The sequence below is a fragment of the Duganella sp. S19_KUP01_CR8 genome, from assembly GCF_036688705.1.
Lineage (GTDB): Bacteria > Pseudomonadota > Gammaproteobacteria > Burkholderiales > Burkholderiaceae_D > Rugamonas.
Genome location: NZ_JAQQPR010000023.1, coordinates 50,067 through 63,390 on the forward strand (window position 1 = coordinate 50,067; position 13,324 = coordinate 63,390).

Below are 13,324 nucleotides of genomic sequence, written 5' to 3' on the forward strand. Positions count from 1 at the left end.
CGTGGCACCGGTTTTGCTTAGACAACTGATGGAAGTTGACTAGGGAGGCGCGCGATGTCCGGACAATGGAAGCTGATTTGCAAACTCAAGGATGTGCCCATGAGCGGCGCGCGCCTGGTGCCGCGCGGCCTGGCCTGGCAGGAATTGCCGGGCGTGGCGTTGTTCCGCACCGGCGAGGAGCAGGTGCATGCGGTGCTGGAATGCGGCGACGTCGAGCCGCGCGACAGCGATGCGCGCCGTTACTCGGTCAAGGTGGAGGACTGCAAGGTCTATCTGGATCTCGATGAACTGAGCGCCCCGGCCAGCCAGGCCGAAGCGGCGCTGGCGGGGTCTTTCGGCGTGGCCACCAGGGTGATGGCCTTCGGCTGAGCGCCCGCTTTCCCCCACTGCAGAAGGGGTCAGACCCCGTACGGGGTCTGACCCCGGCCGTCGCGGGGTGCGGGGGTCACGGGCGGTTCTTCAACTGCTTGTGCGCGTCCAGCAGCATCTTCTCGGTGGTTTCCCAGTCGATGCAGCCGTCGGTGACGGAGCAGCCGTACTTCAGCTGGCTCAGGTCCGCCGGGATCTTCTGGTTGCCGCCGACGATGTTGGACTCGATCATCACGCCCACCAGCGACTGGTTGCCCTGCGCGATCTGGTGGATGACGTCGGCCATCACCAGCGGTTGCAGTTCCGGCTTCTTGTAGCTGTTGGCGTGCGAGCAGTCGACCACCAGGTTGGCCGGCAGCTTGGCCTTGGCCAGCGCCTGCTCGGCGATCGCGATCGATACCGAATCGTAGTTCGGACGGCCGTCGCCGCCGCGCAGCACCACGTGGCCGTAGGCGTTGCCGCGCGTGCGCACGATCGCCACATTGCCCTGCGCGTTGATGCCCAGGAAGGAATGCGGATGCGCCGACGACAGGATGGCGTTGATGGCGATGCTGATGTCGCCGTCGGTGCCGTTCTTGAAGCCCACCGGCGTGGATAAACCGGACGACATCTCGCGGTGGGTCTGCGATTCGGTGGTGCGGGCGCCGATGGCGGTCCAGGCGATCAGGTCGCCCAGGTATTGCGGCGAGATCGGATCGAGCGCCTCGGTGGCGGTCGGCAGGCCCAGCTCGCACACATCCAGCAGGAACTGGCGCGCCTTTTCCATGCCGACGTTGACGCGGAAGGAATCGTCCATGTCCGGATCGTTGATATAGCCCTTCCAGCCGGTGGTGGTGCGCGGCTTTTCGAAATACACGCGCATCACCAGCAGCATGGTGTCGGCCACTTCAGCTTGCAGGGCTTTCAGGCGGCGGGCGTAATCCAGGCCGGCCACGGGATCGTGGATCGAGCATGGACCGACGACCACGAACAGGCGCTTGTCCTGGCGGTCGATGATGTTGCGCAGGGCTTCGCGGCCCTTCATCACGGTGTCCGAGGCGCTGTCGGTCAGCGGCAGCTTGCTGTGCAAGGCTTCCGGCGACGGCATCGGCGCGAACGAGGTGACGTTGATGTTTTCGATATCTGGGGAGATCATGATTCTCTACGTATATTTATTGCGGGGGAGGGATAGTGTAGCCGAAATGCGGCCGACTGGTTTAAGCTGACGTCATGACGACACACACCACCGAACCATTCCTGGCCGCACGTTTCATCAAAGAAATAGGCCGCGGCAAAAACGGCGCCCGCAGCATGAACCGCGACGACGCCCACGATCTGTACCAAGCCATGTTGGACGGCCGCGTTTCCGAGCTGGAGCTGGGCGGCATTTTGCTGGCCATGCGCATCAAGGGCGAGTCGGTGGAAGAGATCGCCGGCTTCCTCGATGCGGCCGAGGCCTCTTTCGAACCGCTCAGCGCGCCGCCCGGCCAGTTCGCCCCGGTCTGCATCCCGACCTACAACGGCGCCCGCAAGATGGCCAACCTGACGCCGCTGCTGGCGTTGCTGCTGGCGCGCGAAGGCGTGCCGGTGCTGGTGCACGGCGTGGCGCATGACGCCGGGCGCGTCGCCACGGCCGAGGTGTTCGAGGCGCTGGGCCTGCCCGCCGCGCGCCATCGGTCCGAGGCGGAGGAGGCCATGTCGCAGGGGCATCCGGCCTTCATCACCATCGACGTGCTGGCGCCCAAGCTGGCTTACCTGCTGTCGCTGCGGCGCCGCCTGGGCGTGCGCAATTCGACCCACACGCTGGTCAAGATCATGCAGCCGTTCGCCGGACCGGCGCTGCGGCTGGTGTCGTACACGCATCCCGAGTATCTGGAGATGCTGGGCGAGTACTTCACCACGGCGGCCCTGCCGGAGCGCGGCGACGCCTTCCTGATGCGCGGCACCGAGGGCGAAACCGTGGCCAACGCCAACAAGGCGCAGCAGATCGACTGGTTCCACGGCGGCCTGCGCACCACGCTGGTGCCCAAGCAGACCTCGGTAGGCGAACTGCCGTTGCTGCCGGAAGACAAGGATGCGGCCACCACGGCGGCCTGGATCCAGTCGGTGCTGGACGGCGACGTGCCGGTGCCGCCATCGATCGCCGAGCAGGTGGCGCAGTGCATGCTGGTGTCGCGCACCTTGCAGTCGCGCCAGCGGGTGAGCGAGCCGATCGAGTAAGGCAATGAGAGTTCAAGTACAATCTCGCCCCTGTCATTCCCGCGTAGGCGGGAATCCATAGACCGCTTGCCTTCAAGCAAAGTATAGATTCCCGCCTGCGCGGGAATGACGGACATTTACTCTGATTGGAATGAAGATGGCAAAGTTTGATGTAGCGGTAATCGGCGCGGGCGCGGCCGGCATGATGTGTGCGGCGACGGCGGCCCAGCGCGGCAAGCGCGTGGTGCTGATCGACCACGCCACCAAGCTGGCGGAAAAAATCCGCATCTCCGGCGGCGGCCGCTGCAACTTCACCAATATCAACGCTGGTCCGGCCAACTTCCTGTCCGAGAATCCGCACTTCTGCAAGAGCGCGCTGTCGCGCTACACCGCCGCCGACTTCGTCGCGCTGGTGAAGAAGCACCGCATCGGCTACCACGAGAAACATCGCGGCCAGCTGTTCTGCGACGACTCCGCCGAGCAGATCATCGACATGCTGAAAGACGAATGCTCGGCCGGCGACGTGCACTGGCGCATGCCGTGCAAGGTCACCAGCCTGGCGCAGGCGGACGAGGGTGGCTTTGTGCTGCAAACCGACACCGGTGAAATTGAGGCCGACAGCGTGGTCATCGCCACCGGCGGCCTGTCGATCGCCAAGATCGGCGCGACCGACTTTGGCTACCGCATCGCCGAGCAGTTCGAGCTGCGCATGGTCGAGACGCGCCCGGCGCTGGTGCCGCTGACCTTCGACCCGCAGCAATGGGCGCCGTTCGTGGAAATGGCCGGCATCGCGCTGGAAGTGGACGTGGAAACCGGCTCCTTCAAGGGCCGCAACCCGACCGGCGGCCGCTTCCGCGAAGACCTGCTGTTCACCCACCGCGGCCTGTCCGGCCCGGCGATCCTGCAGATTTCCTCGTACTGGACGCCGGGCACGCCCATCGTCATCAACCTGATTCCCGAGCTGGACCTGGCCGCCACGCTGATCGAAGGCAAGGGCACGATCAAGAAGCAGCTGGGCAATGTGCTGTCGCAATGGCTGCCGGCGCGCCTGGCGGAAGGCTTGCTGCTGGCGCACGGTTTCGCGCTGGACGCCCGCCTGGCCGACCTGCCCGACGCGCAGCTGCGCAAGCTGGGCGCGGCCGTCAACCAGTGGACCATCACCCCCAACGGCTCGGAAGGCTACAAGAAAGCCGAAGTCACGCGCGGCGGCGTCGACACCCGCGAGCTGTCGCAGCAGAGCATGATGGCCAATAAAGTGCCGGGCCTGTACTTCATCGGCGAGGCGGTGGATGTCACCGGCTGGCTGGGCGGCTACAATTTCCAGTGGGCATGGGCATCCGGTGTGGCGGCGGGGCAAGCAGTCTGATATACTGACTGTCTCTGGAAGTTAGTGGCGTCACGCAATCGTTGAAGTTCCTGAAAGATTGCACCATACGCCGCGTTGTTTTTGCAGTCAAAGCCTTACGGCTGGCCGTTCAGATGGCCAGGCGTCTTCCATTTTCCTGCAAAAGCTGCTATAGTCTCTTTCTCCCTATAACCTCAAACGGTTTGAATTTTTACATGACCACTATTCGCCTTAAAGAAAACGAGCCGTTCGAAGTCGCAATGCGTCGCTTCAAACGCACCATCGAAAAAACCGGTCTGCTGACCGAACTGCGTGCACGCGAGTTCTACGAAAAGCCAACGGCTGAGCGTAAGCGCAAGCTGGCAGCTGCAGTGAAGCGTCACTACAAGCGCATCCGCAGCCAGCAACTGCCGAAAAAACTCTTCTAAGACTGCTCTGCAGACTCAACCCGGCAGTATGGCGCTCACGCCTCGGGTTGTATCTCGCTGCATCTAAGAGAATGCCCGCCCCGGTTCGCCGCGGCGGGTTTTCGCATTTTTACTCCAACAATTTTTTGAGAGAAACGCCATGGGCTTGAAAGAACAAATCACCGAAGACATGAAAAACGCCATGCGCGCCAAGGAAGCCGGCCGTCTGTCGACCATCCGCCTGATCCTGGCGGAAATCAAGCGCAAGGAAGTGGACGAGCGCATCGAAGTCAGCGACGAGCAGACCGTGGCCATCGTTGAAAAAATGATCAAGCAGCGCAAGGATTCGATCACCCAGTTCGAAGCCGGCGGCCGCGCCGACCTGGCTGACATCGAAAAAGCCGAACTGGTGGTGCTGACCGCCTACATGCCTGCCGGCCTGTCCGACGAGGAAATCGCCGCCGAAGTGGCCGCCGCCGTGGCCGCCTCGGGCGCCGCCGGTCCGCAGGACATGGGTAAGGTCATGGCCATCGTCAAGCCCAAGCTGGCTGGCCGCGCCGACATGACCGTGGTGTCCGCACTGGTCAAGAAAGCACTGACCCCGGCATAATGCGCCGGTAGTTTCCTCCGCCGCAGCTTGATCCGTGTCAAAACCGGATAGTCGCGGCGGTATAGTCTGATCCATAACAAGACCGCATAGCCCTGTGATTCCACAATCCTTTATTTCTGATTTGCTGAACCGGGTCGACATCGTCGACGTGGTCGGACGTTATGTGCAGCTGAAAAAGGGCGGCGCGAATTTCATGGGCCTGTGCCCGTTTCATAACGAAAAATCGCCCAGTTTCACGGTCAGCCCGACCAAGCAGTTTTACCACTGCTTCGGCTGCGGCGCCCACGGCACCTCGATCGGCTTCCTGATCGAATACTCCGGCATGGGCTTTGTCGACGCCGTCAAAGACCTGGCGCAAAACGTCGGCATGGTGGTGCCCGAGCAGGACGACAAGATTCCGCCGGCCCAGCGCGCGCAAATGGCCGCGCAGAGCCTGGCATTGACCGAGGCGATGACGCGCGCCAGCGACTTTTACCGCGCCCAACTGCGCGGCGCCACCGACGCCATCGCCTACCTGAAGAATCGCGGCCTGACCGGCGAGATCGCCGCCCGCTTCGGCCTGGGCTACGCGCCGGCCGGCTGGGACAATCTGCGCTCGATCTTCCCCGACTACGAAGTGGTGGCGCTGGCCGAGGCCGGCCTGGTGATCGACAAGGTGGACGAGGACGGCGGCAACCGAAAACGCTACGACCGCTTCCGCGAGCGCGTGATGTTTCCGATTAAAAACACCAAAGGCCAGGTCATCGCCTTTGGCGGCCGGGTCCTCGACCACGGTGAACCGAAGTACTTGAATTCTCCGGAAACGCCTTTATTTTCAAAGGGATTCGAGCTGTATGGCTTGTTCGAAGCGCGCCAGGCGATCCGCGATGCGGGTTATGTGCTGGTGACGGAAGGCTATATGGATGTGGTGGCGCTGGCGCAGATGGGCTTCCCGCAAGCCGTCGCGACCTTGGGCACCGCCTGCACCACCCACCACGTACAGAAATTGTTGCGTCAAACCGACACGGTGATTTTCAGTTTCGACGGCGACAAGGCCGGCCGCCGCGCCGCACGGCGCGCGCTGGAAGCCTGTCTGCCGCACGTGACGGACAACAAGACCATCAAATTCCTGTTCCTGCCGACCGAGCACGACCCGGACAGCTACGTCCGCGCCCATGGCAAGGAAGCGTTCGAACAGGAGATTCACGAAGCGATGCCGCTGTCGCAGTTCCTGGTCAAGGAAGCGGTCGGCGAGCATGATTTGCAGAGTCCTGAAGGCAGGGCGCGCGCGCAGTTCGACGCCAAGCCGATGTTGCAATCGATGACGCCGACCGCGTTGCGCCTGCAGATCGTGCGCGGCCTGGCGCAGTTGACGCAGACCACGCCGTCCGAGATCGAGGCGCTGTTCGAGCTGGCCAAGCCGGTCGCCATCGCCCGCCAGGCGCCGCCGCGCACCGGTCGTCCGGTGCCGGTCGGGCTGGAATTGCAGATCGTGCGGCTGTTGGTGGCGCATCCGCCGCTGGCGCTGGACGTCGACGCCTCGGCGCTGGCGGCGTTCCAGTACTTCGGCGCCGATCCGGCCGAGCGGCTGGCGCAGCTGGTGGCGTCGGCCCAGTCGCTGGGGCCGAACGGCAGTTTCGCCGCCTTCGCCCAGCATCTGAAGTCGCAGGGCGACGAGTACGACGGCATCATCGGCGAGATCGTCAAGGAGTCGGAATCGGATTTCGACGCAGTGCGGCTGTTCCTGCGCGGCGCGATCCGCCAGGTGAAGAACGACGCCCTGAAGCAGGAGTTGAGCCAGTTGTTCGCGGCCGGCCTGTCGTCCGACGAGATCGGCGTGCGCTACCGGGAGTTGACGGCGCAGCAAGATCAACTGTTGCGCGAGGCGGAAGCGGAGTTAGCCAACCGATAATGTTGCAGGTCGTTTTGTATAGTAATGTTTCTGTCATGGTTGCGGTGCTGGGAAGTGGCTTCTGCCCTCTGGAAATTGAAAAGTGACGTGCTATAATAAAACGCTAAGTGTTGTATGTTTTGGCATCGTTTTTCAGTTCAGAGTGTGTTTGTTTTCAGTAAGTTAGGCTCTTGATCGGCATGGAAAGACAGGTGTCGGCGGCCAGGGCCAGCTTTGGTTGAGTCAGCGCGCTACGGCGGCGCTGTATAGCGAGCGTTCCGTTCGCTTTCCAACCTAGTCATGGTTTCTTGCCCCCACGCACGTGTCTGATGCAGTAGAATTTCCGCCATGAGAGGGTGGAGTTCTGTTGAGGCCGGTCGGCCCGACCAGGTGTAAGTAAGTCGTAGTATTGTCGGACTTGTGCAGTCGGCATGTTCGAAGACGTAGGCCCGCGAGGGCCGCAAGAAACTTTATCCTAAATAAGCAAGTCGTTGTGTAATCGAAAGCGCCTGTGCCAATCAAGAAACCTGAATCCCAAGCGGCTGTAAAGCCGAGCAAAGTGACCGCAAAATCCGCCAAGACAGCGGATAAGTCGGAAACGCGTGTCGCCAGCAACCCGCCAGCGGTCAGCCAGACCACCGACGCGGCCACGCTCGCTGCCATCGATACCTCGGGCTACGTGCTGCCGTCGGTCAAAGTGCCGGGCCGGCGCGGGCGCAAGCCAAAAGAATTCCAGCCAGAAAACGACGAAGTCGCCGCGCTGAACGCGGTAGAACGCGCCGAACTGAAGGCGGTCGACAAGGCCAAGGCCAAGGACCGCAAGGCCAAGGAAAAAGCGCTGCTGAAGGACGCTTTCTCGTCGGACACGGAAGCCACCGAGGAAGAACTCGAACGCCGCCGCCAGAAACTCAAGACCCTGATCAAGTTCGGCAAGGAACGTGGATTCCTCACGTACGCCGAGATCAATGACCACCTGCCTGAAAATATCGTCGATCCGGAAGCGATCGAGGGCATTATCGGCACCTTCAACGACATGGGCATCGCCGTCTACGAGCACGCGCCGGACGCCGAGACCCTGCTGCTGTCGGACAACGTCGCCACCGTCACCAGCGACGACGAAGCCGAAGCGGCCGCCGAAGCGGCGCTGTCGACCGTCGACTCCGATTTCGGCCGCACCACCGACCCGGTGCGCATGTATATGCGCGAGATGGGCTCGGTCGAGCTGCTGACCCGCGAAGGCGAGATCGAGATCGCCAAGCGCATCGAAGACGGCCTGAAAGACATGATCCAGGCGATTTCCGCCTGCCCGGTGACGATCGCCGAGATCATCGCCGCCTCCGACCGCATCCGCGCCGATGAAATCAAGATCGACGAAATCGTCGACGGCCTGGTTGACGACAGCGACGAAGTGGCCGCGCCGGTAGCGGCCGCGCCGGCCGAAGAGGACGAGGAAGAAGAGGAAGCGGAAGAAGAGGAAGAAGAGGAAGAGGAAGAAGCGAGCGCGTCTGGCGCCGCCGGTTTCTCGGCCGAACAGCTGGAAGCGTTGAAAAACGCCGCGCTGGAAAAATTCGACGTCATCTCCCTGCAATTCGACAAGATGCGCCGCGCCTTCGAGAAGGAAGGCTACAACTCCAAGGCCTACATCAAGGCGCAGGAAGCGATCTCGTACGAGCTGCTGGGCATCCGCTTCACCGCCAAGGTGGTCGAGAAGCTGTGCGACACCTTGCGCGGCCAGGTCGACGAAGTGCGCCACATCGAGAAGCAGATCCTGGACGTGGCCGTGAACAAGTGCGGCATGCCGCGCGCCCACTTCATCAAGGTCTTCCCGGGCAATGAAACCAATCTGGAATGGGTGGACGGCGAAGTGGCCGCAGGGCACGCGTACAGCGCCATCCTGGGCCGCAACATCCCGACCATCAAGGAACTGCAGCAGCGCCTGATCGACCTGCAAGCGCGCGTCGTGCTGCCGCTGCCGGACCTGCGCAACATCAACCGCCAGATGGCGGCCGGTGAAATGAAGGCGCGCAAGGCCAAGCGCGAAATGACCGAGGCCAACTTGCGCCTGGTGATTTCGATCGCCAAGAAATACACCAACCGCGGCCTGCAATTCCTCGACCTGATCCAGGAAGGCAATATCGGCCTGATGAAGGCGGTGGACAAGTTCGAATACCGCCGCGGCTACAAGTTCTCGACCTATGCGACGTGGTGGATCCGTCAGGCCATCACCCGCTCGATCGCCGACCAGGCGCGCACCATCCGTATTCCGGTGCACATGATCGAAACCATCAACAAGATGAACCGGATTTCCCGCCAGATTCTGCAGGAAACCGGCGCCGAGCCGGACCCGGCGACGCTGGCCATCAAGATGGAGATGCCCGAGGACAAGATCCGCAAGATCATGAAGATCGCCAAGGAACCGATTTCGATGGAGACGCCGATCGGCGACGACGACGATTCGCACCTGGGCGACTTTATCGAGGACAACAACACGCTGGCGCCGTCGGATGCCGCGCTGCACGCTTCGATGCGCGGCGTGGTCAAGGATGTGCTGGACTCGCTGACCCCGCGCGAAGCCAAGGTGCTGCGGATGCGTTTCGGTATCGAAATGTCGACCGACCACACCTTGGAAGAAGTGGGCAAGCAGTTTGACGTGACGCGCGAGCGGATACGTCAGATCGAAGCCAAGGCGCTGCGCAAGCTGCGCCACCCATCGCGTTCGGACAAGCTGAAAAGCTTCTTGGAAGGCAACTAAGACTTGACTAGTGGCCGGGCTAGCCCTTATCCTCGCGAGTTCGTTTTAAAAACGACCGCGCGTTAGAGGGGCTGCCAGGCTCCCAGCGCAAAGCAAGACCCTGGGCCTCTAGCTCATGCTTGGTTAGAGCAGCGGACTCATAATCCGTTGGTGCCGTGTTCGACTCACGGGAGGCCCACCAATAAAATCAAACACTTAGCCCAGTCTTCGCAGACTGGGCTTTTTGTTATCTGAGGCCATGTAGGCACTGTGTAGGTTTATCTACGGATTTTGTCTTCTTGATGGAGCAACAATGGTCTCTATACTACAAACAGACGTTATTGATGTAGCGGACTGGCTCGACGATGAGTTGTATCCGAACTATCCAGAGGGCGCGCGCTCAAAGGACGCTATCTTTCCTCCGCCTCATATATCCATCAATTTCATTAAGGGACAACGACGATATCTCTACAAGCGGTCAAATCGAAAGTACCCGGACCAATTTTGGGGCGAAATTGTGGCCTATTTGGTGGGCTGCCTATTGGATGTGCAGGTCCCTCCAGCCTTCGCAGCAATCAACTCAGAAAAGGACGATTGCGGTGCACTAATTGAGTGGTTCTACGAAGATTTCAAAGCTACATACATAGCAGGTGGTCATTTCATGCAAAGGCTGATGCCCGACTTCGATAGAAAACGAGGCGACCAGCATAATTTTCATTCGATTCAAGTGCTGTCAAAAAGTTTCAATAGGGCATTCTCGTTCCCGAATTGGGAACAATGGTGGTGTGAAGCTCTTTTGTTCGATGCACTTATCGGCAACACTGACCGCCACCAAGACAACTGGGGCTGTATTTTCGTCCGACGCCAAGGCCGTCCACTGTCAGCCACGATGGCGCCGCTCTTTGACAACGGCACGAGCTTGGGGCATGAGCGTTTTCCGGACAACTTAGCTGCCTGGACAGACGAAAATTTTCAACGGTACGTCGCAAAAGGTACACATCATGTAAGGTGGCAGAAAGATGACGAACTACGTTGTGGTCATATAGATACCTTTGCTAAATTAAAGGTTGCATTCCCTGACCAGATAGTTAATCTAATAACAAAAGTTGATGGCTTCAACATCGATGCGCTTGCGCTACAGCTTGAGCATCTTTGTGGGTTGCCTCTAAGGGTTTCCTTAACGCAAGAGCGAAAAAACCTGTATATTAAACTCCTAGAACTACGCAAACATCGCATCCGAGAAGCATTGACATGAATCAAATTGAGCACATCATTGACCCTAATAGGCTACTGCTCGTTTGGCGGGCAGGTGCGAATGCTCAATGCCGGACTCGTCGGGTCGTAGCTGAGATAGTGAAAAGCCCGGATAGTGACGGTTTGACCCTTCGGTATACCAAAGGCACCCCAGATTTTGAGAATGCAAAAGGCGAGGGGTTTCTCGGTTATCCTGCCTTTGACTTGAAGCAAGCCGAGCACACGCATAATGTTCTTGACTCATTCATTCGGCGCCTTCCTCCGAGGAAGAGGGATGATTTCCCAAATTATCTCTCACGGCATAGGTTGCCTATTCACCAGTCTATCTCTGACTTGGCGCTGCTCGCCTATACGAATGCAAAGTTGCCTAGCGATGGTTTTGAGCTTTACCCAGACCTCACCAATGCTCGCCCGCCATTCGAACTGGTGTTCGAAGTTGCCGGTTTTCGTCATCAGGACGTAAGGTCGTCGGAAGATATATATATTGGCGACCCTATAGTTTTGAAGTCGGAGCCAGACAATCCCCATGATGGTTTTGCCGTGGCTGTGTACCACAGCGGAGCGAAAATTGGGTACATTGACCGTGCCCAGTCTCCAGCATTCTCGGAGTGGATGCGTAAAGGCTACTCATTGAATGCCTCTGTGGAACGCATTAACGGAAAACCGGAGCGCCCTCTGGTCTATATTTATTTAACGGTGCGCTAGTACTACAGGGCCTGCGCAATGCAGGCCCTGTTACTTCATCAAGTCTGCTTAACCACCCCTAGAATATTGGCGCGTGACACCGCGTACACGCGAGCCAGCGCGCTGACGCTCTCGCCGGCGGCGTACTTGGCGATGATGTCAGCGCGCTGCTCGGCCGTGGTCTTCGACGGGCGGCCCAGCGTCTTGCCTTCGCTTTTCGCGGCGTCCAGACCGGCTAGTTTGCAGAATAGTACTACTGCGCCAGCAAGTTGCAGTCAGATTGGAAATGGCCGGGGAAATAGTCGTCGCACGTTACGGCCACTTATCGGGGGGATCAACCATGAAATTTCGTTCGCGGCTTTGGCTCCTGCTTGAGTTTTTGGCTCTGTACGCTGGCATGAGACTTTTCACCGATCAGGGGGAGTGGATCTGCGTGATCGCTGCAAGCGGAGCTGCCAGTATCTATGACCTGCAACGAAAGCTCACCGAGGGCCGGCTTCTATTTGATATCACCGATAGGCAACTAGTGAGCGCCTCCGCGCAAGTTACGGCCATGCAGGAGGAGATCGATGCGCTATACACCCGGCTGGAGGAAGTTGAGTTTGCCAGCGCCAGCCACCGATCATCCTAAGGTGACGCGGCTAGACTGATACACCGCGCAGTGCATCACTCTTTGCAGCAAAGCGGCGAGATGCGGGTAATCGCCCATCACTTGTCGCTTATCTGGCCGCCTGTGGATACCAGCTTGGATACCTCGCGTTTGGATACCAGCTTGTTACCTAGCTCTGCCTGGTAACCACACTGGTAACCGGCGATTGGTAACTGAGTATAGCAAGCCGGCGACCAGTAACGGATCAATTTTACAGTCGCTCCTTCCCATGCTTAGGAAAGGACGCCTACTCCCTACGCCTTCGGAGGTAAGTTAGTTTTGTCGCCAACCAAGTCGCTTGGTGGAGGCAATTGTGCTTCAGCTGATCTGAACATGAATGGAGTTCCCTCCATAGCCTTGAAATCCAAACGCTTGTAGTAGCGCCGCAGCGCTTCAGTGGCGTGGTCTGTTTTTTTATCGAACTCTGATAGCTTCAGACGGTTCCGCCATCTATCGGCATCCTCTTCGTCGGCTTCGCACTGTAGGGGAAAGGGCTTTATAGCCACCACGGCAGCCCCTGCGCCAAAACGCTCGATCAATCGACGCATCACAACCAGACCAAGTCCTTTTTGTCTGAACTTGGGCAAGATTTCAAGTCTATCAAGAATCAGTATATTGCCCCATAAAGGCGCATCATCTAGCAGCGCGGTCAGCGTTTCGGAAAAAGCTGCTGTGCCAGGCTCAAAGATTGCAGCATGGTAGTCGTGCGCGCTCTGCTTGGAGTCGAATATGTCGAAGATCGAGGCCCCGGCGTTGATGGCGGCACCTATATCCACATAGAACAATTCAAACCGCCCCGCGACATACCTGCGATCATTCCCAGCTAAACTGATCAGAGAGCCCGTGGACATGTAGAGGTAGTGCGATGGGTCATCTTCCTCCAATGCCTCCTCAGTCTTATCAAGTTCAAGAAAAAAATAATGTTGGCCGATTAGCATGGGCCAATTATATGACGTTCTATTGTCTAGGTGCGTAAGGCATCCTGCCGCAACTTCAAAGGGTGCCATTGCAAATGCGCCCCTTTGAGCGAGCCCGCAGTAGCCGCTTCAGGTGCGGACTTGGTGCGGACCGGTTGGGTGCGTACTAGCCTGCGCACCCGCTTGCGTACCGCTCCAAGCGCTTATATCTCCTCGGATATGTGCGCGGAAATCGCGTACCTGACCGCGCACATATCGTTGCGATATTTCGTTGCGCTTGCGGCCGAGTTTGCGCAACTTCCCCTATGAA

At 59.4% G+C, this 13,324-nt stretch carries 12 protein-coding genes and 1 tRNA gene; 11 read left to right on the top strand and 2 right to left on the bottom strand.

Going from position 1 to position 13,324, the window contains the following annotated elements; genetic code table 11:
* Positions 1–54: 54 nt before the first annotated feature.
* Complete coding sequence (locus V6M89_RS21745; protein ID WP_332855136.1) at positions 55–369, top strand: hypothetical protein; 315 nt, start codon at positions 55–57, stop codon at positions 367–369.
* 76 nt (positions 370–445) lie between these two features.
* On the opposite strand, the gene V6M89_RS21750 is transcribed toward V6M89_RS21745, so the two are convergent.
* Positions 446–1,504, bottom strand: coding sequence for a 3-deoxy-7-phosphoheptulonate synthase (locus V6M89_RS21750; protein ID WP_116991519.1), 1,059 nt, complete (start codon positions 1,502–1,504; stop codon positions 446–448).
* 74 nt (positions 1,505–1,578) lie between these two features.
* On the opposite strand from V6M89_RS21750, the gene ybiB reads away from it, so the two are divergent.
* The 10 genes from ybiB to V6M89_RS21800 all read left to right on the top strand — a co-directional run bounded on the left by ybiB (position 1,579) and on the right by V6M89_RS21800 (position 12,079).
* Positions 1,579–2,568, top strand: coding sequence for a DNA-binding protein YbiB (gene ybiB, locus V6M89_RS21755; RefSeq protein ID WP_332855137.1), 990 nt, complete (start codon positions 1,579–1,581; stop codon positions 2,566–2,568).
* A gap of 136 nt (positions 2,569–2,704) precedes the next feature.
* Positions 2,705–3,913 carry an NAD(P)/FAD-dependent oxidoreductase gene (locus V6M89_RS21760; RefSeq protein ID WP_332855138.1) on the top strand — a complete coding sequence of 403 codons (1,209 nt, stop codon included), beginning with the start codon at positions 2,705–2,707 and terminating at the stop codon, positions 3,911–3,913.
* 194 nt (positions 3,914–4,107) lie between these two features.
* Positions 4,108–4,320, top strand: coding sequence for a 30S ribosomal protein S21 (gene rpsU / locus V6M89_RS21765; protein WP_008451879.1), 213 nt, complete (start codon positions 4,108–4,110; stop codon positions 4,318–4,320).
* Positions 4,321–4,459: 139 nt separating this feature from the next.
* Positions 4,460–4,909, top strand: coding sequence for a GatB/YqeY domain-containing protein (locus V6M89_RS21770; RefSeq protein ID WP_332855139.1), 450 nt, complete (start codon positions 4,460–4,462; stop codon positions 4,907–4,909).
* 94 nt (positions 4,910–5,003) lie between these two features.
* Complete coding sequence (dnaG, locus tag V6M89_RS21775) at positions 5,004–6,800, top strand: DNA primase (protein ID WP_332855140.1); 1,797 nt, start codon at positions 5,004–5,006, stop codon at positions 6,798–6,800.
* Between the two features lie 490 nt (positions 6,801–7,290).
* Positions 7,291–9,531: an RNA polymerase sigma factor RpoD gene (rpoD, locus tag V6M89_RS21780; RefSeq protein ID WP_442881992.1), complete on the top strand. Its 2,241-nt coding sequence runs from the start codon at positions 7,291–7,293 to the stop codon at positions 9,529–9,531.
* A 102-nt stretch (positions 9,532–9,633) separates the two neighbouring features.
* Positions 9,634–9,712 (top strand) — tRNA-Ile (locus tag V6M89_RS21785).
* Positions 9,713–9,823: 111 nt separating this feature from the next.
* Positions 9,824–10,765, top strand: a complete 942-nt coding sequence (locus V6M89_RS21790) for a hypothetical protein (protein WP_332855142.1) — start codon at positions 9,824–9,826, stop codon at positions 10,763–10,765.
* Positions 10,762–11,469 (top strand): HIRAN domain-containing protein, encoded by a 708-nt coding sequence (locus tag V6M89_RS21795; protein ID WP_332855143.1) that lies wholly within the window; start codon positions 10,762–10,764, stop codon positions 11,467–11,469. The genes V6M89_RS21790 and V6M89_RS21795 overlap by 4 nt, the downstream gene beginning before the upstream one ends.
* Positions 11,470–11,788: 319 nt before the next feature.
* Complete coding sequence (locus V6M89_RS21800) at positions 11,789–12,079, top strand: hypothetical protein (protein WP_332855144.1); 291 nt, start codon at positions 11,789–11,791, stop codon at positions 12,077–12,079.
* Positions 12,080–12,351: 272 nt separating this feature from the next.
* On the opposite strand, the gene V6M89_RS21805 is transcribed toward V6M89_RS21800, so the two are convergent.
* Positions 12,352–13,035: a hypothetical protein gene (locus tag V6M89_RS21805; RefSeq protein WP_332855145.1), complete on the bottom strand. Its 684-nt coding sequence runs from the start codon at positions 13,033–13,035 to the stop codon at positions 12,352–12,354.
* Positions 13,036–13,324 lie beyond the last annotated feature (289 nt).